We start from the raw sequence: 23523 nt of genomic DNA, 5'->3' as shown, positions 1-23523 counted from the left end.
TTAAATAAGAGATGATCGCAATGGGAAGAATTTTTGACTGGTTTGAAAGCCGGATAGACCCATATCCGAAAAATGAGCCAACGCGTCCACCTAAAACGCTTTATGCGTTTTGTCGGCATTACACCAAGGGCATGGAAGTCTGGCTGATCATGTTGGCCGTGGTTTCGGCGTTGATCGCTCTAACCGAGGTTATGTTGTTCGGGTTTTTGGGGAACGTCGTAAACTGGCTTTCCGAAAGTGACCCGAAAACATTTATTGCACAGGAATGGCCAAGCCTGATGTTCATGGGCATTGTTATTCTCGTGGCGAAGCCGTTGATTTCCATCTTCGGATCGTTGGTTATGCACCAGACATTGTTGGGCAATTTTCCAATGCGCATTCGCTGGGATGTTCATGGATATTTGATCCGTCAATCCATGACCTATTTCCAAGACGAGTTCGCGGGCCGCATCGCCACTAAGCTGATGCAGACCGCCTTGGCTGTGCGCGAAACAGTGATGAAAATTCTCGACATTTTGGTTTATGTCGTCACCTATTTCTTGGGTATTCTCGTCGTCACTTTGGCGTCGGACTGGCGCTTGATGGTGCCATTTGTCATTTGGCTGGTCGGCTATATCGCGTTGATGCGTTATTTTGTGCCGCGCATGCGCAAGATTTCCGCAGATCAAGCAGATGCACGCTCTTTGATGACCGGACGTATTGTCGATAGCTACACCAATATCGCCACGGTAAAGCTGTTCTCGCATTCAAACCGCGAAGAAGCTTACGCCAAAGAAAGCATGGACGGGTTCCTTAAAACCGTGCATCGCCAAATGCGGCTAGGCGCGTCGCTGGACATCATTATCGTATGTATGAATTCGGTGCTTTTGTTCACGGTCGCTTGGATCGGCATTTCGCTTTGGCTGGAAGGTTTAGTGCAACCTGGCCCCGTGGCTGTCGCTTTGGGGATCATCTTGCGCATCTGGGGCATGTCCTATTGGGTGATGTGGGAAATGTCTGCATTGTTCGAAAATATCGGCACGGTGCAAGACGGTATCAACTCAATCTCCTTGCCGCGTTTGGTGGGTGATAAGCCTGGTGCGCAGCCAATTCCTGAAGTGAAAGGCAAAATTGCCTTTCAGGACGTCACTTTTAACTATGGCAGCGATAAAGGCATTATCGAAAATCTTAAGTTGGACATTCCTGCCGGGCAAAAAATCGGCCTTGTGGGGCGTTCAGGTGCGGGCAAGTCGACCTTGGTCAATATCTTGCTGCGGTTTTACGATGTCGAAAAAGGCGCCATCACGATCGATGGTAATGATATCGCTTCTGTCACCCAAGATAGTTTGCGTGAAAACCTCGCAATGGTGACGCAAGACACGTCTTTACTTCATCGTTCGGTGCGCGAAAACTTGCTTTATGGTCGCCCAGACGCAACAGAAGAAATGATGATTGCAGCGGCCAAACAAGCCGAAGCGCATGACTTCATTTTGGAGCTAACCGACCCTAAGGGACGTCAAGGCTACGACGCCCATGTGGGCGAACGCGGCGTGAAACTGTCCGGCGGTCAGCGCCAGCGGGTTGCCATCGCACGGGTGTTGCTAAAAGACGCACCGATTTTGATTTTGGATGAAGCGACCTCGGCGCTCGACAGTGAAGTTGAAGCGGCGATCCAAGAGCAGTTGCAACATTTGATGCAGAACAAAACCGTGATTGCCATTGCGCACCGTCTTTCAACAATTGCCGAAATGGACCGGTTGATTGTTATGGATGGCGGCAAAATCATCGAAGACGGTTCTCATGACGAGTTACTGCAAAAGGATGGCGTCTACGCTCAGCTTTGGAAGCGACAATCTGGCGGATTTATCAATCCGGCAACCCAGGAAGAACTGAGCGCATAAAAACAATTTGGTGGCGCGACCTTACGCGTCACCAATTTCTAGATTATCGATCAAGCGAACCCCATCCAGAAACGCCGCAACGAACAGTCGGGCAGGGCGGTCGAACCTGCTCAGTTTGGCCAAATCAGCGTTTGCGCGCAATTCCAAATAGTCGATGTTGGAAAATCCTGCACCCAATATTGTTTTTTGCGCCTCATCTATTGTTGTACTTATATCTGCGCCGCCAGCAATTTTAGTCGCTGCATCTTTTAGCGTCGTAAGCAGAACGGGTGCCGCTTGTCGACCTGCTGAAGATAATCGCACATTGCGTGAAGACATCGCCAAGCCATCTACTTCCCGTAATATCGGGCAGCCCACAATTTCAGTGGGAATGTTCAAGTCCGCCACCACGCGGTCGATCACCGCCAATTGCTGATAGTCTTTTTGCCCGAAATAGGCGGCGTCAGGCAAAGCCTGTAACAGCAATTTACTCACTATTGTCGCTACACCATCAAAATGGCCAGGACGCGTCGCCCCGCACAAGACTTCGCTAATTCCGGTAACGCTGACCTTGGTCGAAAACCCATCCACATACATCTGATCAACAGTTGGGGCGAATACAATCGCGACGTCCAACGGCGCTAAAAGCGCAACATCTGCGGCTTCGTTGCGAGGATATTTTTCCAAGTCTTTCGGGTCATTGAACTGTGTAGGGTTCACGAAAATCGACACAATAGTCGCATGTCCGTCCGCTTTTGCGGCCCGCACAAGACTTAAATGCCCCTCATGCAGTGCGCCCATTGTCGGCACAAAGCCAATGGTGCGCCCATGGTCACGAAGCCCACGCACCTTTTTGCGTAATTCATCGACAGTGCGAACGATCACCGGACTCATTTTTTGTCCGCATAGATGTGGTCATCGCCGGGGAATTGGCGGGTTCTCACTTCATCGGCATAGGTCGCAATGGCGGTTTCAGCCGCTTCGCCCAACTGCGCAAATCGTTTGACGAATTTTGGTTTGAAGTCTTGGAACATCCCCAGCATGTCATCCACCACCAGCACTTGCCCGTCACATTGGTTGGAAGCGCCAATGCCAATGGTTGGAATATGCAACGCTTTGGTGGCTTCAATTGCCAGTTCTTCTGTCACCATTTCCAAAACAACAGCAAACGCGCCAGCATCTTGAACGGCTGTGGCGTCATCAAGTACCCGTTGGCGGTCTTCGCCACGCCCTTGCACCGCATAGCCACCAATGCCTTTAACAGATTGTGGGGTAAGCCCCACATGGGCCATCACTGGAATGCCGCGGTCTACCAAAAACTGAATTGTGGGTGCCATATGCGCGCCACCTTCCAGTTTGATGGCCGAGCAATCTGTTTGTGCCATAATATAAGACGCTGTTTCAAAAGCCTGCTCTGGGCTGGCTTCGTAGCTGCCAAACGGCAAATCCACCACAACCAGCGCCAAATCTGCCCCGCGTCGCACCGCTTGGCCGTGCATCACCATCATGTCAACTGAAACGCCTTGGGTGGAGGGAAGGCCATGCAACACCATGCCTACACTGTCCCCCACAAGGATTAAATCACAATGCACGTTTGCCATTCGCGCAATCGGCGTGGTGTAAGCGGCCAAGCACACAATCGGTTCTTGGCCCTTCATGCCCATAATTTTTTTGGCACTAATGGGTTTTTTGTTGGTTGAAGCACTCATGAGATTGACCCTAATTGATCTGACAAAACGGTCCAACCCCACATTGGCGCCAGCGCTTCAATAAAGCGGATCGGCAACTAAATCAACAAATCAGGTTTGGTCTTTAGGCGCACAATATATGCCGTAAAGCGTATTCAGCACGGCCTCAACTTCGCCAGACGTGAGTGAGTAATGAATAACGTTGCCCTCTCGGCGCGTTTTGACAAGCTTAAGCGCCCGCAATTTCCCTAAATGTTGAGAAAGCGCAGGTTGGCTAAGCCCGACAAGCTCCACCAGCTCGGTCACGGGTTTTTCGCATCCGACCAAATTACACAGAATTGTAAGGCGATTGGCATTGGCCATTGCGCCCAAAAGCTCTGCTGCCGCATCGGCATTTTTTTCTAGTTTTTCGATATCCATATTGACTATATTAGAATGTGCGCATATATGAATGCAAGAGATGATTTCAATTATTATGACAGAGTACGAAGCGAGGTAATAGGGGTATGACTGAGTTTACACCGTTAGAAGCAATTCTTGGTGGCAGTTTGATTGGACTGGCGTCCGTGCTGCTTATGGCATTTCATGGGCGCATTGCCGGCATGACAGGCATTCTGGCGGGCATGTTGCCGCCAGTGCAAGCTGATTGGCCGTGGCGCGCGTCGTTTTTGTTTGGCGCTGTTCTAGGGCCCGTTGTTGTTTCAACAATTACGGGAACACCTGTTCCATTTGAAAACCCGGTTTCTATTGGCGCCGTAATCGTGGGTGGCATCATTGTTGGTCTTGGTGTCAACTATGGGTCTGGATGCACGTCCGGCCACGGTGTTTGCGGCATGGCGCGTTTATCTTTGCGCTCGATTGCCGCCACCGCAACCTTTATGGCTGCAACATTTGTCACCGTGTTCGTTATCCGTCACCTTATTGGAGGCATTTGATCATGCGTTTGATTTCAACATTCGTTATCGGCCTTATCTTCGGCATCGGCATTACTATTGGCGGCATGGCAAACCCAGCTAAAGTGCTGAACTTTTTCGACATTGCAGGCACTTGGGACCCGAGCCTGCTTCTTGTGATGATATCGGCGCTAGTGGTCACAGCTATTGGCTATTTCTTTGTGCTTAAGCGGCCAAAACCAGTTCTAGAAGATGTGTTTTCGCTTCCTGCCGCAAAGCAAATTGATACGACATTGATTTTGGGATCAGCTACATTTGGTCTGGGTTGGGGCATCACGGGCTTTTGCCCCGGTGGGTCAATTCCTGCACTCGGGTTGGTCAATGTAGATACATTCATATTTGTCGGTGCAATGATCGTCGGGATCACAGCGGCAAAATATTTACGCGGACGAAATGCGTTTTCGACCGTTAAAACCACAAATTGAAGTCGAAAGGATGAATTATGATTGAGCCGCTCCCATTCACGACACAAATGGACGTGAAACCAAAAATCAAGGCGTTTTTCGACGAGCCGACAAACACCATCTCTTATGTGGTGCAAGACCCAACGAGCAATAAATGCGCTGTCATCGATTCTGTGATGGATATCGATTACGCCGCAGGCCGGATTTCGTACGGCGGCGCTGACCAAATCATCAAGTTCATCAAAGACAATGAGCTTGAACTTGAATGGCTGATCGAAACCCATGTACACGCCGACCACTTGTCTGGAGCCCCTTATATCCAAGGCAAGTTGGGTGGCAAAATGGGCATTGGTGAAAACATCACCATTGTGCAAGACGTCTTTGGCAAGGTGTTCAACGAAGGCACTGAGTTCCAACGCGACGGGTCGCAATTCGATCAGCTGTTCACTGACGGGGACAGCTACCAAATTGGCAATCTGAGCGTTCATGTTATGCATACCCCCGGCCATACACCGGCCTGCATGACCCACGTTGTTGGCAACGCTGCATTTGTTGGTGATACTTTGTTTATGCCTGATGGCGGCTCAGCGCGGGCGGATTTCCCCGGTGGAGACGCGCGCACGCTTTACAGGTCCGTGATGCGGGTGTTGCAATTGCCGGACGAAACGCGGCTGTTCATGTGCCACGACTATGGACCGAACGGACGTGACATTCAGTGGGAAACCAGTGTTCATGCCGAACGGGAACACAATATTCACGTCAAAGATGGCATCACAGAGGATGAATTCGTCAAGATGCGTGAAGAGCGAGACGCCAGTTTGGATATGCCCAAACTGATCATTCCTTCCCTGCAAGTGAATATGCGCGGCGGCAAAATGCCCCCGGCTGATGACCAAGGGGATGTGTTTTTCAAAGTACCGGTGAATAAGCTCTGATTTATGCAAACGATTGTAAATGTGTTTAAATCCGTGCTGCTGCCTTTTTTGGCGCAGCATGGCCCCATGGAGTTCAATTCAAAAATGAACATGAATAAAGTCTCAGAAGACTTCTATACATCCGGCCAAATTGGGTTCTCTGATCTACCTAAGCTGGCGGAACAAGGCATCAAATCGATCATCTGCGCACGTCCAGATGACGAAGAAGGCAATCAACCTTTGTTTGCTGATATTGCAGAGGAGGCCAGGAAATTCGGCATTTTTGCCATGCATGTACCCATTCTCCCGGGGCAAGCATGCAAAGCCGATGTCGACAAGTTTGCGCAAGGCTATTTCGATATGCCAAAGCCCATGTTGGGCTATTGCCGTTCGGGCGCTCGCGCTCACTCTTTGTGGGAGCTCAATCAGGAAGCTACCGCCATGCATGTACCGATGGGCGAATAAATGATCCAGCGGGACCAGATTGTCAGCCAATTCACCAAGCGATTGAAGAAGCTACCTATTTTTGATTGGGGTAAAACCTACAATGGGGAAACGCTGACCAGTGATTTAGTGGCGGCAATCATTGTGACGATCATGCTGATCCCGCAGTCACTCGCTTACGCGTTGCTGGCTGGTCTGCCCCCCCAAATGGGCCTTTATGCGTCAATTCTACCACTGGTTGCCTACGCCTTGTTTGGCTCAAGTCGCGCCTTAGCGGTTGGGCCGGTGGCGGTGATCTCGCTCATGACGGCTGCAGCGGTTGGCAAATTGGCGCTACAGGGCACCGAAGAATACATTTTTGCCGCCATGGCATTGGCCCTCATCTCTGGGCTAATGCTCTTGGTGATGGGCTTGTTGCGCCTTGGTTTCATGGCCAACTTTCTTTCACACCCGGTTATCTCAGGGTTCATCACGGCATCCGGCATTATAATTGCCACAAGTCAGCTTAAACACATTTTGGGCATTGATGCGCACGGTCACAATTTGGCTGAGTTGCTGACATCGATCGTCTCTCATCTCAACCAAATCAATCCGTTTACGTTGGTGATCGGCATTGCCGCCACAGCTTTTTTGTTTTGGGTGCGCAAAGGGCTCAAGCCGCTATTGCTTTCCTTCGGGCTCAAAGAGCGAATGGCGGACATTTTGGCTAAAACGGGTCCGGTTTTTGCAGTTGCCATCACAACGTTGGTTGCCTTTTTGTTCGGTCTTGAAGGGCAGGGCGTTGCGCTGGTTGGCGCGGTGCCGCAAGGTTTACCCGGTATTCAGGTGCCAAAGCTTGACCTTGAATTGGTCATCTCGTTGGCAGGTTCTGCAGCACTGATTTCGATTATTGGATTTGTGGAATCTGTTTCTGTTGCGCAGACGTTGGCCGCAAAACGCCGCCAACGTATCGATCCCAATCAGGAATTGTTCGGACTTGGCGCATCAAATGTCGCTTCTGCTTTTGGCGGTGGTTACCCGGTAACCGGCGGGTTTGCACGCTCGGTGGTCAATTTTGATGCTGGCGCTCGAACTCCAGCTGCTGGAGCGTTTACGGCGGTTGGCATTGCCCTGGCAACGATATTGCTGACACCACTTTTGTTCTTTTTACCCAAAGCCACATTAGCCGCGACCATCATCGTTGCAGTGATGACGCTCGTTGATTTTTCAATCCTTAAGCGCACTTGGAATTACTCGAAGGCAGACTTTGCTGCTGTAGCGTCAACCATGGTTGTAACGCTGATGTGGGGTGTTGAATTGGGCGTGAGCACCGGGGTTCTGGTTTCCATTGCTGTGCATCTTTACAAGACGTCGCGCCCTCACGCAGCGATTGTTGGTTTGGTTGAAGGCACCGAACACTTCCGCAATATTGATCGGCATGATGTGCAAACAACACCCACTGTTTTGTCGCTCCGGGTTGACGAAAGCCTTTATTTCGCCAATGCGCGTTTCCTTGAAGATCGCATCTATGATCTTGTCGCGGATCAACCCGCACTTAAACATGTGATTTTGATGTGCCCCGCGGTCAATGAAATCGATACCTCCGCGCTGGAAAGCTTAGAGGCAATCAACGAGCGCCTTGGCGATCAGGATGTGAAATTGCACTTCTCTGAAATCAAAGGCCCGGTTATGGACAAGCTGGCTAAAACAGACTTTTTGGCTCACCTGACAGGGCAGGTTTTTCTGTCCCAATACCAAGCGATTTGCACAGTTGCGCCCCAGACTTGCAATCAGACGAAATTGGCAACTGCGGTAAACGGCAACAAAATGTAATTGAATCAGACTTAAAATTCTATCTGACATTTGACATGTCGTGCAAATTGACAAATTAATCCAAATGCATCGCTTTATGGCGGTGCATTTTGGGTTTGAGGGGCGCAATATGGTTCAAAGCAGAGATAAGTTGTCGGTGGCACTCGCTCAGATCGCGCCAGTTTGGCTTGATCGAGAGAAGACAATCGCCAAAGTCACGGACTTTGTAGCGGACGCCGCAGCAAAAGGCGTTGACCTCGTTACCTTCGGCGAAGCGCTGGTGCCTGGCTATCCATTTTGGGTTGAGCTAACGGACGGGGCGCGGTTCAATTCGCCTGCACAAAAGCGCATGTATGCCCATTATCTTGATCAAGGTGTAGTGATCGAACGCGGTGATTTGGATGCGATCTGCAAAATCTGCGCACAGCATTCAATGTCTGCCTATATCGGCATCATGGAACGGGCGCCAGATCGCGGTGGGCACAGTCTTTATTGCTCTTTGGTGTTTATTGATAAGAACGGGCAAATCGCTTCGGTGCATCGCAAGTTGCAACCCACCTATGACGAGCGGCTGGTTTGGGCGCAAGGCGACGGAAACGGCCTTCGCACCCACAAGCTTGGCGAGTTCACGGTTGGCGGACTAAATTGCTATGAGAATTGGCTGCCTTTGGCCCGTGCTGCCCTTTATGCACAGGGCGAAGACTTACGGGTCGCGGTTTGGCCCGGCGGCACGCACAATACGAAAGATATTACACGGTTTATTGCCCTTGAAAGCCGTTCCTATGTTGTGTCCGTTTCCGGCCTCATGCGCCCATCTGATATTCCTGCTGGAACGCCGTTTTATGACGAGTTGACCAACAACGCACCCGAACATTTTGCCAATGGAGGTTCCGCTGTTGCGGGCCCAGATGGCAATTGGATCTTGGAGCCGCAAATGGGCAATGAGGGCCTGTTTGTGGTGGAAATTGATCATGCCCGCGTGCGTGAAGAACGACAAAATCTTGACATTGTTGGCCATTATTCACGGCCTGATGTCACTCAATTACATGTAAATCGGCAACGTCAAACGACTGCTATTTTCGATGATAGCGAGCAGAATTAGGCACCATTCTAAAACGCTCGCCAGTCAATGAAATCATCCGCAAGGGTGATGAACTTATCCGCTTGTTCTGTTCACAGCACGGAATGGTGACGCTGCTCACCTGACGGCTCCATTTTTGACCATTGAGGAAGACGAAGATCCGCTCTACTTGCTTGTCAGCGATACCGATAAGTTTTCGAGAGTAAGTAATCGGATTGTCGCTATTGAGCAGGCGCCCCAAACGGGGCGCCTGTTTTGTTTTAATGCTTGAATTTTTTGATTTCGCCACTTTCAAGACGGCTGGAATATGAAACCAACTCTTTCTTTACAAGCTTCATCAAGAAATAAAGCGCGAAGATATTGACAACAGCCATCGAGAAGATCGCCGCATCAGAGAAGTCAATAACCGGACCAAGACTTGCAGCGGCACCAATTACAATGAACACGCAGAACAAGATCTTGAAAACCAATTCCTTGTTTTTTCCTTCACCGAACAGGTAGGTCCACGCTTTCAAACCGTAATATGACCATGAGATCATGGTTGAAAAGGCGAACAATACTACCGCGATTGCAAGTACGAACGGGAACCAGCTTATGGCAGAGCCAAACGCAGCTGATGTCAAAGAGACACCCGAATTGCCATCGATCGTAGAAATTGCAGTGCCTGCTTCATTCAACACATATCTGCCCGTTTCTGGATCCAGGATCAATTGACCCGTAATCACAATCACAAGTGCCGTCATGGTGCAGATAACCACAGTGTCGATAAAGGGCTCAAGCAAGGAAACAAACCCTTCAGTAATCGGCTCTTTTGTGCGCACAGCAGAGTGAGCAATCGCCGCAGAGCCAACACCAGCTTCGTTGGAAAACGCTGCCCGTTTGAAGCCTTGTATCAAAGCGCCAACCATACCACCTGCAACACCAAGTCCAGTGAATGCGCCTTCAAAGATTTGACCAAATGCCCAGCCAATCTTGTCATAATTCACGATCAAGATAACCAAGGCGGCTACAACGTATAAGATGCCCATAAACGGAACGACACGTTCAGTCACGTTTGCGATGGATTTGATCCCCCCCACGATAACTGCAAATACAACGCCCGCGAAAATGATGCCCGTAATCCAACCTGGGTAAGCACCAACGATGCCAGAAATCTGTTCGTGTGCTTGGTTCGCTTGGAACATGTTTCCGCCGCCGAGTGCGCCAAGAATACAGAAAACCGAGAACAGGACAGCAAGTATACGACCGCCCGGTAGGCCCAATTCCTTGAAGCCTTTGGAGATGTAATACATTGGTCCACCAGATACGGTGCCATCTTCATATTCGTTGCGGTACTTAACGCCCAAAGTACATTCGGTGAATTTGGATGCCATGCCCAGCAAGCCCGCCAGGATCATCCAAAACGTCGCGCCCGGGCCACCAATGCCAACCGCAACAGCGACACCGGCAATGTTTCCAAGTCCAACTGTTCCCGACAGAGCTGTGGTCAGCGCCTGAAAGTGGCTGACTTCACCCGCATCGTTCGGGTCAGAATAGTCGCCTTTGACCAAGCTAATGGCGTGGCCAAAAAAGCGTGCTTGAACAAACGCGAAATAGAAAGTGAACAATGTCGCAGCGACCACCAACCACATCACAATCCATGGAAAGTTGGTGCCTGGAAATGGTGAGAAGATCAGGCTTACAAATGGTCCAGTAACCTGTGCGAAAACGGCGTTGACCTGTTGATCAATTGTCATAGCTTCCTGCGATAAGGCAGGCGTGACAGTTCCTGCTGTCGCCGCCAACGACAGCGCAATTGCTTTAATTTTATTCATGATTTCCCCCCAATTAACTGACAACTGTCACAGGCAAGCTTGCGCTCATGACAAGGTTTGACGTGGCACTGCCAAATAGACGTTTAGTAAATCCACCTTCAGATGATCTGGCGACGATGATTTGACTGCCATTCTCCTGTTCAGCAACGCGATTTAAAGTTTCTGCCACATCGCCATGTTGCACGATGCCACGGGCAGTTAAGCCTGCAGCCTGCAAATCTTTTAGAGCCGGATCAATGACCCTTTCCATAGCTGTCGAGATTTCTTCTTCGCGACGTTTATGTCGTTCCGCATTTTCTTCCGGTGTTTGAAATGAAAATGGCGACCATTCCACGACGTAAACGACAAGCAATTCACAATCGCCAATCAATTTAGCCAAATGCTGAGCGTGCGCTAATGCGCGCTGCCCTGACGCGTGACCATCTAGGCCAACAACGAGCTTAGTAGACATTGCAGTTCTCCTCTCACACACCTTCACCAACCCGGCAGTCGGGATATTTTCCAAGAATGCCTATGCTCTTGGTGGGTTTGTGATTGCGATGCCCCTAATGATTTCTCCCGCCTGCCACAATCGTCAATCGAGCGATTATTCTCGAAGTATTGCAAATTGTTAAGAATATGCAAACACATTCCTTTCTCGCTATTTTTGCTTCAGTGATTTTGGGGTTGCGCAGATCATCCATATTGATCATTGTGCGCCCAATTATTAGTCCCTCAAATTGTCTTGACTGAAGTTGAGACCGGACAGGATCAAACATGACATTCTCAGTTAAAACACTCCTTTTTGCATCTGGCATTTCCATGTTGTCAGCAGCATCTTCTATTGCGGCCGAATATAACTTTAAGCTGCACCACTTCCTTGGGCCGAAGACGCCTTCCCAAACCGAAACAATTGAGCCGTGGGCCAAAGCTGTTGAAGCGGCGTCAAATGGTCGTGTGAGCATTGAAATTTTCCCATCAATGTCACTGGGCGGTCGTCCACCAGAATTGGTCGGCCAAGCACGCGATGGCATCGTTGATATCGTTTGGACCGTAAACGGATATACCCCCGGCGTATTTCCGCGCACCGAAGTTTTTGAGCTGCCATTCGTCCACACCAACAATCCCGGTGCAACCAATTTGGCCATGGCGGAATTGTTCGAAACTGACCTTGCAGCTGAATATAAGGGCCTTGAGGTAATGTTCCTCCATGTGCATGGCGGCAATGGCCTACATACGGTTGAAACACCCGTGACCACGCCTGCAGATGTGAAGGGCCTAAAAATCCGCACCCCATCCCGTACCGGTGCCTGGACCATTGAAGCGCTAGGTGCTTCTGCGGCGGCTATGCCCGTTCCAGCCTTACCCCAAGCCCTGGCCACCAAAGCCGTGGATGCGGCTTTTGTGCCATGGGAAATCATCCCTGCGCTAAAGCTTGAACAGCAAACCCAGTTCCAAATTGAAGGCGCTGACAAGGTGCGGTTCGGCACGCTTGTGTTCCAAATGTCGATGAACAAATCGCGCTGGGATGAGTTGCCAGAGGACATCAAACTAGCGTTCCGTGATGCATCGGGCGACGCATGGTTGAAGGAACTTGGCGAAGTTTGGGCCGCGACCGATGACAAAGGCATTGCCCAAGCCGTCGCCGCTGGCAATACCCACATCATGTTGACCCCTGAGCAAACAGCTGAGTTTGAACAGGCCTTGAAACCGGTAATCCAGCGTTGGGTCGATGAAGCATCGGGCGCGGGCATTGACGCGGCTGGTCTGTTGGCCAAAGCCCAAACAGCGATCGCCAAACACGCCGAATAATGGCTTGAATGCTGGTACATAATATTGGAGTGTCGGGGACCCGGCACTCCTTTTGTTTGGGTGTTCCTTTTTTGGTGGATACAATGAAAATCATACTGATGCGTCATGGGCGTCCTGAAATTGATCTTGATGCCCTGCGTTTCCGATGGGTGACCGCCAACGAGTTCGGTCAAGTGATCCGCGCTTACGAGACGGGCGATTTGGCTGAAGATTCAACGCCACCGAACTTAGCAGTGAACTCAGCCAACGCAGTGAACGCACACTTTTGTTCTGATCTGGAACGGGCCAAGACGTCTTGCAAACGACTTGGACTTGACCAGAATGTCAGCATCGATCCAATGTTTAGTGAGGCTGGCATGCCGTTCACTGAGGGCCGCATTTTACGACTGCCAATTCTAATGTGGAGCATTCTGTTTCGCCTTGGTTGGCTGTTTGGCTTCCATGCAAATGCGATGCCTTTCCGCGAAATTAAATTGCGAGCCGCACAAGCTGTGGACTTGTTGATCGAGGCAGCAGAACAGCATCAAGATATTTTACTGGTTGGCCATGGTATTTTTAACCGGCTTATTGGCAGTGAATTGGACAAACGTCACTGGACTCTTATTGCTGCCAATGGCGAGGGGTACTGGTCGCAAACGGTCTATGAACTTGGCAATCCCCCTTCAATCTAGTTAATGAGTATTTAGGTCGCGATGACTTCGTCCCTTCCTCTCCACCTTCGTCATACTCGGGCTTGACCCGAGTATCCATGCGGACCTTCAGCGCGGCCAGTTCATTGTGGACCCTGGGATCAAGTCCGAGGGTGACGAATTGATGGGGGCTGCACCAAATCCCCGACATGCCAACGCATTCGGGTTTCTCATGGTCTTTTTAGATCGCGTTGCCGAACCGAAAAGCCGGTTCCCACTTTTTCTGGCAACGCTTTAATATGCGATACACGAGGCGATTATTGTCTCGTTATGGGTCGTAAGAAATGAGACAAAAAACGCCTCGTGCAACAGATGTTTTGCGCGTTAGAACCGACGCCCCGAGGTGCTTACCCTTCTATCCCCTTTACCTGCGTTCCATCAAAACTGTTGAACTCCCTTAGGGAGCCTTTTTGATGATCACGGGATTGATTGATCCCACAAAGACGGAAAACAGTTCCCGCCAAACGGCCTACGGATGCCTTCGGTGTCCGGCTGGACAACAGTCCTAAAACGTTCCCCCGCCGCGTCCCGCGAGGTCACCTGCTTCTTCTTTACGCTGAGTAAAACTGAACGTTTGAACATGACCGAAAGCAAAGTGCTTTTCTGGGTCTTTTGCCAAACGCGCAGCTTTTTTACATGCCGCCGTTGGTCGCTTGCGCTCTCGACCCCGGCACCTAGCTTTTTTTGCGCCGTCGTTGCGAACTGTGTTCGCTTCCTCGGCACCTAGCTTTTTCATGCCGCCTTCGCGGGAATGACAACGGAGTTAAACTCAACTTTCCCCGCCATCCGTCGATGGTCGCTTGGGGCAGAAGATGGATGAAAGTGTAAAGCAGGTTTGTATGGGTGGGGATAAGGTTGGTCGTTGCCAAGCACGATATTCCTAAATGAAGCAATTGGAAAAGCGTGCGATTGCATTTATGGTCCGGATCCCTAACATCACCATTTGCGAGGCTGCATGTTCGCCTATTGCCACAGAAACGGCCTGTTTCAAGAAATACTCAAGTCGCCTAAAAATTTCTTGATGCTCCTTTTGGCGACTTGTTTTCATTTGATCCAACAAGCTTTGGCCATTTATCAGCCATTTCTTTTCGGGGATTTTGTGCAAAAAATCGTCGACGAACCGAATGCGATGGCAGCGCTTATGCAAATGGTTGCGCTTTATGCGGGGTTGCATTTTCTGATCCAACTGTTCAGCGCCGTTGCCGATCATCTTGCTGATCGGGTTATGACCAAGTTTACATTATTGCTCAAAAAGACCAGTTTTGGCCACCTATTGGGGCATTCGGTGGCGCGTAAAGACAATGGCACAGGGACATTGCTTGAACTTTGGTCGCGGGGCGTAAGCGCTGTTCAAAGCTCGGTTGATCATTTGGTTTATTCGGTTGGGCTGCCCATCTATTCGTTGCTGCTTGCATTTGGCGCAGTGTTTGCGGCGTTGGACCCAGCCTTGTGTTACGTCATGTTGGGTGGTGCCGTTGGTTACTTCGTCTGGTTGTATTTTGTCCAGAATTTCATTCGCCCGGCCATTCGACGTGCCAACAAAATAGATGAAGAAGTATCCGAGCAGGCCTTTGATCAGTTGCGAAACAGGGAAATATTCCAGATTTTTCGCAAAAACTATTCTCTGGATCAACGTTTCTATGACGCCGCTGATGGTCAGCGAGAATTGCAGCTAAAAGTTCATTTGCTCAACCAAGTGTGGGGACTTGGGAATTCTGCAATTTACGCGATCACCCTGGGCGCTTTGTTGGTTCTTTCCGTTTATCTGCTGCAGCAGGGCAAACTAAATGCGGGTGATATGGCTACGGTTTTGGCATTGGCGGGCACCATGTTTATGCCGATAAGGCGCATTAATCGGGGCTTGCTGAAATTGCGCACAAATGCCGTCTCCGCTGAGAACTTGGCTGAAAAACTCGTGGAGGGCGAAGGGGATTTTGAAACTGCGGTGAAGAAATCCACATTGGGTGAACTGGACCAAATTGAGGTGAAGGACGTGACAATCCAACACGGCGACGTCGCGGTTCTTGAGCGTTTCAACCTTTCGTTGAAGGCAGGTGAAAAACTGTTGCTTCGCGGTGCCAGCGGGTCAGGAAAGACCAGTTTTGCGAATGTTTTATCTGGCTTGAAATTGCCGGACCAAGGCGACGTTGTTTTTGAAACGGTTGATGGAGAAAGTTTCGGCATTAACAAGGTTCACCCAGCTATTACCTATGCGAGCCAAGATGAGAATATTCTCAATCTGTCGATTGCAGACAACATCATGTTGGGCGAGGACGATGAGGCCAAATTGGATTGGTCGGTTGGCATTGCGGGCCTTTCTGATCAAATGTTGGAACGGATCAAGTCCGGGGAAAACATCGGCGAACGGGGAAGCAATGTTTCGGGTGGAGAGCGAAAACGGATCATGATGGCGCGCGCGCTCTATCACATGAACAATGTGACGATTTTTGATGAGTCACTGAGCAATTTGGATAGTGCAACGCGTGACCTGGTTCTCGATCATTTGCTAAATGAGGATGACCTCACGCTGATCTGCATCTCGCACGACGATGCGCTTTTGAAGCGGTTTGACCGTGTTGTTGAAATGTAGTTGATCGGTAGCATTGCATAAATATGCAATTTCATGCAGTATATTGCAAAATGCTGCAGTAAATCGCAAAGCTGACCCATATGACAACTGAGCTAAACAATCCAGATACACGCCAAAGCATCTTGGCGGAGCGCGCGAAAAATGGCGGGCAGTTGGTTGCCCTTGACTTGGCGCAAGAGTTTGACATTTCGCTCGATACAATCAGGCGGGATATTTTGGCGCTTGAGGATGCTGGCCTTGTGCGGCGTGTGCGGGGTGGGGCGGTGCCAATTGCGAAGCCCGTGGCCCCGCTTAGAGCGCGGAGTGTGCATAAAAATCCCGGTATAACACCGATTGTGCGGCAGGCACTATTTCACATCGAAGATGGCATGGCGGTGGTTTTGGATGGCGGCACAACGGTTTTGGCACTTGCTCAACTGATGGGTGAAAAGCCGAACTGTCTGATCGTCACCCCAGCTCCACTCGTTGCCGATGCGACGAGCGCGCTTGGTTTGGAAACAATGTTGGTGGGTGGAAAAGTCAGCCCTTATGGGGGGATAAGTGTTGGCGCGATGGCCGAAGACACGCTTGGCAATATTGCCGCAGACATGTGCTTTTTAGGGGCATGCGCCTTACACCCAAAATTTGGATTGAGTTCGGACCAGTTTGAAGAAAGCAGCCTTAAAACCGCGATGGCGAACGCTGCAAATCGCACAATCGTGCTGACCACGAAGGAAAAACTGGATACGCGTAGTCGCCACAAAACACTGGCCACCACCGATATTGATTTATTGATCACAGATACAGAGCAGGGCCGCGCATCTGACTTTGCAAAAGCCGGAGTGGTAGTTGAGTATGTCTAACGGCCAAAAATATTGGAATGCCGTTTCTGCAATGTTCGCGCTAAACGGCGCATTGTTCGGCATTTGGGCATCCCGCATTCCTGCCATCGTGCAACGTTTTGAATTGTCACATACGTCCATCGGATTGTTGCTTTTGCTTATGGCTGCTGGGGCGATTGTGTCGTTTCCCGTTGCGGGGCACCTGGCCGACAAACTGGGCGCGTTCCGCGTTACCAAATTTACCGCGATCTTTTACGTTTTGGCGCTTATCTTGTTGGGCGTTAGCCCCAGCATCTATTTTTTAGCGGTGGCGCTATTCTTTTTCGGGGCAACTCACGGGGCGATGGATGTCGCGATGAATTCTTGGGCGACCGAAGTCGAAAAGGCCAACGGCAAACCCCAAATGAGCAGTTTCCACGCCATGTTTAGCATGGGCGCTGGTTTGGGGGCGGCAACCGGATTTGTGGCGGTTACTGCGGGGCTTTCGCCAGCTATGCATTTTGCGATTGCGGCGGTCTGCATTGGCATTGTTGCGTTTGCGTTTGCCAATATCTCTTGGACATCCACACAGCATCAACCCACCAGCAAACCGCCCCTGTTTGCCATTCCGCGCGGTCCGTTGTTGGCGGTGGGCGTCATTGCTTTTTGTTCCGCAATCGGTGAGGGGGGCATGGCGGATTGGGGGGCGATTTTCCTTAAATCTGTAACCTCCGCTTCGGAGGCGAACGCGGCCCTTGGCTATACAGTGTTTTCCATCGGCATGGTGATTGTGCGGTTCCTTGGAGGGCAAATCATCGCGCGGTTTGGCAGCGAACTATCGGCCCGAATGGGCGGTTTATTCGCGTTGGTGGGGTGCAGTGCAGCGGTGATAAGCGGCACATTTGTTTTCGGGCTAATCGGCTTTGGCTTAATGGGCATGGGCTATGCGCTCATCATCCCAATTGCTTTTACCAAAGCGGCTGAGTTTTCACCCAAATCCCCCGGCGTTGCCATCGCTGCGGTTTCAACATTGGGATATGGCGGCTTGTTGCTTGGTCCACCGTTAATTGGATTTGTTGCCGGCGCGACGTCCATCCGGGGCGCGTTTTTGGTGCTCGCCGCATTGGCACTCGTCATTGTGTTTTTATCAAGAGTGCTTCGGGCATCGCCCGATCCGCAGTGACGATGCGATAAACTCGGAAACGGCTCATGCCGAAGGGAAAGAAAAGGTTCCGCATACAATTGGAATGAGGCACTGATTAAACAAAAAACGCGGCCCGAAGGCCGCGTTCAAAGTTCGATGCAATTGGGATTAACCCTACATCATTTTGTCAGTAACCACTGATGTCCAAGCGCCAGATGGTGGGGCAGAAATCACAGGGTCAGAACCACCGGCCAGCAAAGTTTCCACTGTACGGTTATAGTCGTCTTCGCTCAAACGACCGTCAGTTCCAGCGGTAAGCTTGGCAACTTCGCGTACCATGCGACGTTGGTGTTCTTCTGTTTGTGCGCCAGTATCGTCGTTTTCTAGAACGATGTCTGCAGCTTCATCTGGGTTTTCTTCAGCATAGCGCCAGCCCTTCATAGAAGCTTGAACAAAACGCGCGAGTTTGTCGACCATCGCTGGGTCTTCGAGTGAACTTTCGAGCACATAAAGACCGTCTTCCAATGTTGCAACGCCGGCATTTTCGTACTTGAAGGTAACCAAATCATCTTCTGAAAGGCCCGCATCAATGATCTGCCAATATTCATTGTAGGTCATTGTGGAAACGCAATCCGCCTGCTTTTGCAACAATGGATCAACGTTAAAGCCTTGCTTCAATACGGTCACACCACCATCGCTGCCATCAGTTGCAAGACCAAGCTGGCTCATCCATGAAAGGAATGGATATTCGTTGCCAAAGAACCAAACGCCCAATGTTTTGTTGGCAAAATCGTCAGGTGAGGTAATGCCAGTTTCCTTAAGGCAAGTCAGCATCATACCCGAACGCTTGAATGGCTGGGCGATATTGACCAACGGCACGCCTTTTTCCCGGGATGCCAAAGCAGATGGCATCCAATCAACAATCACGTCAGCGCCGCCACCAACTATCACTTGAGGCGGTGCGATGTCCGGGCCACCGGCTTTAATTTCGATGTCTAAACCCGCTTCGTCGTAAAAGCCTTTGTCTTTAGCGACATAATAGCCAGCAAACTGGCCCTGGGTAACCCATTTGAGTTGCAAGGTAAGTTTATCGGCGGCAAAGCCGGATGTGGCGGCCATTAAGCTGGTTGCCAGTCCAAGGGTTAGTGCGAGTGTTTTCTTCATGTTTTCTCCTCCTCAATAATTCTTCAAATATCCAACCGGTAATTCTTGTTCTTATTTTGACCGATAAGATGGGTGCCAGAAAGTAACTGCTCGTTCCAACAGAGCCAACAGCCCATATGAAAGCGAGCCGGCGAGGGCTGCGACAAAAATCTCAGCCCAAACCATGTCGACATTCATCCGCCCCACCTCGGTGGAAATACGGAAACCCATGCCAACAATTGGGGTGCCGAAAAACTCGGCAACAATCGCGCCAATCAATGCCAATGTGGAATTGATTTTAAGCGCATTAAAAATAAACGGCATCGCTGCGGGTAAGCGCAGCTTGAACAATGTCTGCCAATAATTCGATGCATAAGTATGCATCAAGTCCCGTTCAATATGACCGGACGCAGCCAGGCCCGCAACCGTGTTCACCAACATGGGGAAGAAGGTCATCACCACAACAACGGCAGCTTTTGACGGCCAATCAAAGCCAAACCACATCACCATAATCGGTGCGATACCCACGATGGGTAGGGCGGCGACAAGGTTGCCAACCGGCAGCAAGCCTTTGCGCAAAAACGGAATGCGATCCACAATGATGGCGGCGATAAAGCCCGAACCACACCCCATGACAAACCCGGCGATCACCGCCTTCATATAGGTCTGTTGAAAATCGGCGAACAAGATATCAACCGAAGAGGTAATCCGCGCCCAAATCATTGATGGGGGTGGCAATAAAACTGTGGGGACGTTAAAGCCCTGGCAAACGCCTTCCCACAACACCAGCAGGGCCGCGCCAAACAAAATCGGAATCAATACATCCACGCCACCTTGTACCACTTTGTCTTTAAAGCGTCTTTTGGCCAAAACCTGGTTGATCGCCCATGTCGCAATCCAAAAAACCAGAGCCGCAATGATCCAACTGATGTTCATGCTTTTGCCCCCATGCTGTTGGTGACCGCGCGGCCAATAATGTCGATAAACACGACCAGCAATGCGGCCAACACTGCCGCTGCGATGAGTGCAGACCAAATCTGAATGGTTTGGCCATAGTACGAGCCGGATAGCAATCGCGCGCCCAAACCAGCAGATGCACCGGTAGGCAATTCACCAACAATCGCGCCAACTAAGCTGATGGCAACTGCGACTTTCATGGAGGTGAAAAGGAATGGCACTGACGCAGGCCAGCGCAATTTCCAAAATACTTGGGATCGACTGGCATTGTAGGTGTGCATAAGATCCAAATGCATTACTTCGGGGGAACGCAAACCCTTCACCATACCAACGGCAATGGGGAAGAATGACAAGTACATCGAAATAATCGCTTTGGGCAAAAGCCCCGAAATGCCAATCGCGTTCAACACCACGATCACCATCGGGGCAATCGCCAAAATGGGTATGGTTTGCGAGGTGATGATCCAAGGCATCAGGCTTTTGTCGAGCACTTTAGAGTGGACAATGCCCACGGCCAGCAACACGCCCAAACCAGTGCCAAGGGCAAAGCCTAAGAGGGTTGAAGAAAGGGTGACCCAAGTATGATAAACCAGTGACCGCTTGGATGTGATTTTCTTTTCAACCGTGGTTTGCCATATCTCGACAACCACTTGATGTGGAGCTGGCAGCACGGGGCGTTTTTGCGCCATCGTGTTGGCAATCAACTGAGTGGTGGAAATCTCAACCCCGGCACGTCCCGCCTGATCGCGCTCAAATGGTGCGTTTAAAACGGCAGTGAAAATGTACCATAAAACAAAAATGGCCAGCAAAACGGTACCGATCGGGATCAGCCGATCATGCAAAAATGCGGCAAATCCTTCTCGACTACTCGTCATGTGCGTGCCCCAATTTCAAACCTTCACGCACTTGATGTGCAATTTCGATAAAGCGCGGCGTTTCGCGAATATCAAGGGTGCGATTTTCTCCCAGATCACAATCAATGACTTCATGAATGCGGCCGGGGCGGGGGCTCATTACAACGATTTTTGTGGAGAGGAACACCGCTTCGGGAATGGAGTGAGTGACGAACACCACGGTCTTTTTAGTCTTCGCCCAAAGTTCTAAAAGTTGCTCGTTTAAGTAATCACGAACAATCTCGTCCAATGCGCCAAACGGTTCATCCATCAACAGCATGTCTGGGTCAAAACTCAGCGCCCGCGCAATCGAAGCGCGTTGTTGCATCCCACCGGACAATTGCCATGGGAATTTTTGCTCAAACCCTTCCAAATTGACCAGCTCAAGGTTTTTCTTGATCTGAGCTTTGCGCTCGGCTTTTGACATGCCCATCACTTCAAGCGGAAGGGAAATGTTGCCGCCAATCGTGCGCCAAGGGTAAAGTGCTGCAGCCTGAAACACATAACCGTAAGCGCGTTTCATCCGCGCTTGTTCTGGCGTCATGCCGTTAACTTGTATCGTGCCCCCGGTCGGCTTCTCCAAATCTGCAATCACCCGCAAAAGCGTGGTTTTACCGCAACCGGATGGACCGATAAACGAAACAAATTCGCCAAGTTCAACGGTTAGATCAATGCCTTGAAGCGCTTGGACCGGCCCGTCATTGGTTTCGAAGGTGAGATCCAGATTGTTGGTTTGTATTACGGTGTTATTCGTCATGAGTATTTGCTCCGTACCAGCCATGCCCAATCACTCCATTATTATAATGGCCGAACTTCTGGTTAGTAATGCGACCATAAACACATCCGCAATAGGCACACTTCATCAATCCCTCGTCGACGTTGCGTACAGAATCTGGAATACTGGAATCTGCGCTCGGTGAGAAACTTTTTTGTCGGTTCGACGATCGTCCACTGCATTCGCTAGGGCAAGTACTGGCCATACTCAACTAAACCCCACTTGCCGGAATGCCAGTGCGTTCCACCTTGCGTGGTGCGGTGACTTGTTTCCACTGCGACAGGGCTTTGTTGGTGGCGCTGTAGGGTTCGCGAGCAACGAACTTACCGTGACCTTCTTCGGTTTTTACCGCGCCGTCATCAACCACCACTTTGCCTCGGCTCAATGTGTAGCGCGGAAGGCCCTTAACGTGTTTGCCCTCAAATACGTTGTAATCAATGGCAGATTGTTGCGTGGCTGCGCCTATCGTCTTCTCTTTGTTAGGGTCCCATACCACCAGGTCAGCATCAGCACCCACCAAAACCGCACCCTTTTTCGGGTACATATTCAGGATTTTCGCGATGTTTGTGGAAGTAACAGCCACGAATTCGTTCATGGTCAAGCGGCCAGTGGCCACGCCGTGGGTCCAAAGCATCGGCATCCGGTCTTCAAGGCCACCAGTGCCGTTCGGGATCAGCGTGAAATCATTCAGCCCATTGCGTTTTTGCTCTGTCGTAAACGCGCAATGGTCAGTTGCAACCACTTGCAAGCTGCCTGACTGAAGACCTGCCCAAAGGCTGTCTTGGTGCTTTTTATTGCGGAACGGCGGGGACATAACGCGGCGGGCGGCATGGTCCCAATCTGCGTTCGCATATTCGCCATCATCAAGCGTTAGGTGCTGGATTAGCGGCTCGCCAAATGCGCGAATGCCGTTTTGCCGTGCGCGGCGAATAGCCTCGTGGGCTTGTTCGCTTGAGGTGTGAACGATGTAAACCGGAACACCCGCCATATCAGCAATCATGATCGCGCGGTTGGTGGCTTCGCCTTCCACCTCGGGAGGGCGAGAATAGGCGTGTGCTTCTGGGCCATTGTTGCCTTCTGCCAACAATTGGGCTTGGAGTTGCGCAACAACGTCGCCATTTTCTGCATGGACGAGGGGCAGGGCGCCAATTTCGGCACAGCGTTTGAATGATGAATACATTTCATCATCATCCACCATCAGCGCGCCCTTATAGGCCATGAAATGCTTGAACGTGTTGATGCCGCGTTTGGTGACCTCGGGCATCTCGTTGAAGACTTGCTCGCCCCACCATGTGATCGCCATGTGAAAGGAATAATCGCAATTGGCGCGGGAGGATTTATTGTCCCATCGGGCAATGGCTTCAAGCAAAGACTGGTTTGGGTCGGGCAGGCAAAAATCCACAACCATCGTGGTGCCGCCCGCAACCGCTGCACGGGTACCGCTTTCAAAATCATCACTGGAATAAGTGCCCATAAAGGGCATTTCGAGGTGGGTGTGCGGGTCGATCCCGCCGGGCATAATGTATGCGCCGGTTGCGTCCAAGGTTTCATCGCCGGAAAGGCCAGGCCCAATTTCGGTGATCACACCGCCTTCAATATTAACGTCTGCTTCGTAGGTTAGGTCTGCGGTGACAATTGTCCCGCCTTTGATCACTTTCGATGCCATTTGTTCCTCCTCCCAAAGAAATTTGTGGTGCCTTGCGGCTTTGTTCGATTTTGGTCTGCGCTGTTGCGCTTGTATTTTTCCCCTTTTGATCCCGGCTCAGGGCCGGGAATGCCCCTGTGGGGACAAG

The 23523-nt window shown here is 50.7% G+C and carries 23 protein-coding genes; 12 read left to right on the top strand and 11 right to left on the bottom strand.

Going from position 1 to position 23523, the window contains the following annotated elements; all coding sequences use genetic code 11:
* The first annotated feature begins 20 nt into the window (after positions 1 to 20).
* Entirely contained in the window at positions 21 to 1880 is a 1860-nt protein-coding gene (locus tag ACSHWX_RS07905) for an ABC transporter ATP-binding protein (RefSeq protein WP_435667660.1), read from the top strand.
* Positions 1881 to 1901: 21 nt separating this feature from the next.
* On the opposite strand, the gene panC is transcribed toward ACSHWX_RS07905, so the two are convergent.
* The 3 genes from panC to ACSHWX_RS07890 form a co-directional block, all read right to left on the bottom strand.
* Positions 1902 to 2753 carry a pantoate--beta-alanine ligase gene (gene panC, locus ACSHWX_RS07900; protein WP_435667659.1) on the bottom strand — a complete coding sequence of 284 codons (852 nt, stop codon included), beginning with the start codon at positions 2751 to 2753 and terminating at the stop codon, positions 1902 to 1904.
* Positions 2750 to 3568, bottom strand: coding sequence for a 3-methyl-2-oxobutanoate hydroxymethyltransferase (gene panB / locus ACSHWX_RS07895; RefSeq protein ID WP_435667658.1), 819 nt, complete (start codon positions 3566 to 3568; stop codon positions 2750 to 2752). The genes panC and panB overlap by 4 nt, the downstream gene beginning before the upstream one ends.
* A 90-nt stretch (positions 3569 to 3658) precedes the next feature.
* Complete coding sequence (locus ACSHWX_RS07890; RefSeq protein ID WP_435667657.1) at positions 3659 to 3967, bottom strand: ArsR/SmtB family transcription factor; 309 nt, start codon at positions 3965 to 3967, stop codon at positions 3659 to 3661.
* Positions 3968 to 4053: 86 nt separating this feature from the next.
* On the opposite strand from ACSHWX_RS07890, the gene ACSHWX_RS07885 reads away from it, so the two are divergent.
* The 6 genes from ACSHWX_RS07885 (at position 4054) to ACSHWX_RS07860 (ending at position 9155) form a co-directional block, all read left to right on the top strand.
* Positions 4054 to 4482, top strand: coding sequence for a YeeE/YedE family protein (locus tag ACSHWX_RS07885; RefSeq protein WP_435667656.1), 429 nt, complete (start codon positions 4054 to 4056; stop codon positions 4480 to 4482).
* Between the two features lie 2 nt (positions 4483 to 4484).
* Complete coding sequence (locus tag ACSHWX_RS07880; RefSeq protein ID WP_435667655.1) at positions 4485 to 4925, top strand: DUF6691 family protein; 441 nt, start codon at positions 4485 to 4487, stop codon at positions 4923 to 4925.
* A 17-nt stretch (positions 4926 to 4942) separates the two neighbouring features.
* Positions 4943 to 5839, top strand: coding sequence for an MBL fold metallo-hydrolase (locus ACSHWX_RS07875; protein WP_435667654.1), 897 nt, complete (start codon positions 4943 to 4945; stop codon positions 5837 to 5839).
* A gap of 84 nt (positions 5840 to 5923) precedes the next feature.
* The gene (locus tag ACSHWX_RS07870) at positions 5924 to 6283 is read left to right on the top strand and encodes a TIGR01244 family sulfur transferase (RefSeq protein WP_435667653.1); all 360 of its coding nucleotides are present in this window, start codon (positions 5924 to 5926) and stop codon (positions 6281 to 6283) included.
* Entirely contained in the window at positions 6284 to 8074 is a 1791-nt protein-coding gene (locus tag ACSHWX_RS07865; RefSeq protein WP_435667652.1) for a SulP family inorganic anion transporter, read from the top strand.
* A gap of 109 nt (positions 8075 to 8183) precedes the next feature.
* Positions 8184 to 9155: a carbon-nitrogen hydrolase family protein gene (locus tag ACSHWX_RS07860; protein WP_435667651.1), complete on the top strand. Its 972-nt coding sequence runs from the start codon at positions 8184 to 8186 to the stop codon at positions 9153 to 9155.
* A gap of 239 nt (positions 9156 to 9394) precedes the next feature.
* Here ACSHWX_RS07860 and ACSHWX_RS07855 read toward each other — a convergent pair whose 3' ends face one another.
* Positions 9395 to 10948, bottom strand: a complete 1554-nt coding sequence (locus tag ACSHWX_RS07855) for an alanine/glycine:cation symporter family protein (RefSeq protein ID WP_435667650.1) — start codon at positions 10946 to 10948, stop codon at positions 9395 to 9397.
* A 13-nt stretch (positions 10949 to 10961) separates the two neighbouring features.
* Positions 10962 to 11399 carry a universal stress protein gene (locus tag ACSHWX_RS07850; protein WP_435667649.1) on the bottom strand — a complete coding sequence of 146 codons (438 nt, stop codon included), beginning with the start codon at positions 11397 to 11399 and terminating at the stop codon, positions 10962 to 10964.
* Positions 11400 to 11704: 305 nt separating this feature from the next.
* Here ACSHWX_RS07850 and ACSHWX_RS07845 point away from each other — a divergent pair, with 305 nt between their 5' ends.
* A complete protein-coding gene (locus ACSHWX_RS07845) occupies positions 11705 to 12739 on the top strand; it encodes a TRAP transporter substrate-binding protein (protein ID WP_435667648.1) in 1035 nt (344 codons plus the stop codon).
* Between the two features lie 83 nt (positions 12740 to 12822).
* Complete coding sequence (locus tag ACSHWX_RS07840) at positions 12823 to 13410, top strand: histidine phosphatase family protein (RefSeq protein ID WP_435667647.1); 588 nt, start codon at positions 12823 to 12825, stop codon at positions 13408 to 13410.
* A 523-nt stretch (positions 13411 to 13933) separates the two neighbouring features.
* Here ACSHWX_RS07840 and ACSHWX_RS07835 read toward each other — a convergent pair.
* Positions 13934 to 14164, bottom strand: coding sequence for a hypothetical protein (locus ACSHWX_RS07835; RefSeq protein WP_435667646.1), 231 nt, complete (start codon positions 14162 to 14164; stop codon positions 13934 to 13936).
* A 219-nt stretch (positions 14165 to 14383) separates the two neighbouring features.
* On the opposite strand from ACSHWX_RS07835, the gene ACSHWX_RS07830 reads away from it, so the two are divergent.
* The 3 genes from ACSHWX_RS07830 to ACSHWX_RS07820 all read left to right on the top strand — a co-directional run bounded on the left by ACSHWX_RS07830 (position 14384) and on the right by ACSHWX_RS07820 (position 18001).
* Positions 14384 to 16018 carry an ATP-binding cassette domain-containing protein gene (locus ACSHWX_RS07830; RefSeq protein ID WP_435667645.1) on the top strand — a complete coding sequence of 545 codons (1635 nt, stop codon included), beginning with the start codon at positions 14384 to 14386 and terminating at the stop codon, positions 16016 to 16018.
* Positions 16019 to 16098: 80 nt separating this feature from the next.
* Positions 16099 to 16860 carry a DeoR/GlpR family DNA-binding transcription regulator gene (locus tag ACSHWX_RS07825; protein WP_435667644.1) on the top strand — a complete coding sequence of 254 codons (762 nt, stop codon included), beginning with the start codon at positions 16099 to 16101 and terminating at the stop codon, positions 16858 to 16860.
* The gene (locus tag ACSHWX_RS07820) at positions 16853 to 18001 is read left to right on the top strand and encodes an MFS transporter (RefSeq protein WP_435667643.1); all 1149 of its coding nucleotides are present in this window, start codon (positions 16853 to 16855) and stop codon (positions 17999 to 18001) included. Before ACSHWX_RS07825 ends, ACSHWX_RS07820 begins: the two co-directional genes overlap by 8 nt.
* Before the next feature lie 135 nt (positions 18002 to 18136).
* On the opposite strand, the gene ACSHWX_RS07815 is transcribed toward ACSHWX_RS07820, so the two are convergent.
* The 5 genes from ACSHWX_RS07815 to hydA all read right to left on the bottom strand — a co-directional run bounded on the left by ACSHWX_RS07815 (position 18137) and on the right by hydA (position 23396).
* Positions 18137 to 19126, bottom strand: coding sequence for an ABC transporter substrate-binding protein (locus tag ACSHWX_RS07815; RefSeq protein ID WP_435667642.1), 990 nt, complete (start codon positions 19124 to 19126; stop codon positions 18137 to 18139).
* Between the two features lie 51 nt (positions 19127 to 19177).
* Positions 19178 to 20041, bottom strand: a complete 864-nt coding sequence (locus ACSHWX_RS07810) for an ABC transporter permease (protein ID WP_435667641.1) — start codon at positions 20039 to 20041, stop codon at positions 19178 to 19180.
* Complete coding sequence (locus ACSHWX_RS07805; RefSeq protein WP_435667640.1) at positions 20038 to 20937, bottom strand: ABC transporter permease; 900 nt, start codon at positions 20935 to 20937, stop codon at positions 20038 to 20040. Before ACSHWX_RS07805 ends, ACSHWX_RS07810 begins: the two co-directional genes overlap by 4 nt.
* A complete protein-coding gene (locus ACSHWX_RS07800) occupies positions 20927 to 21712 on the bottom strand; it encodes an ABC transporter ATP-binding protein (RefSeq protein ID WP_435667639.1) in 786 nt (261 codons plus the stop codon). The genes ACSHWX_RS07805 and ACSHWX_RS07800 overlap by 11 nt, the downstream gene beginning before the upstream one ends.
* A 229-nt stretch (positions 21713 to 21941) precedes the next feature.
* Positions 21942 to 23396, bottom strand: a complete 1455-nt coding sequence (gene hydA / locus ACSHWX_RS07795) for a dihydropyrimidinase (RefSeq protein ID WP_435667638.1) — start codon at positions 23394 to 23396, stop codon at positions 21942 to 21944.
* Between the last annotated feature and the right edge of the window lie 127 nt (positions 23397 to 23523).

Source organism: Maritalea sp. (assembly GCF_051251695.1).
Classification (GTDB): Bacteria; Pseudomonadota; Alphaproteobacteria; order Rhizobiales; family Devosiaceae; genus Maritalea.
The sequence above is the reverse complement of the archived record's forward strand: the minus strand, read 5'-3'. Positions and strand labels throughout refer to the sequence as shown.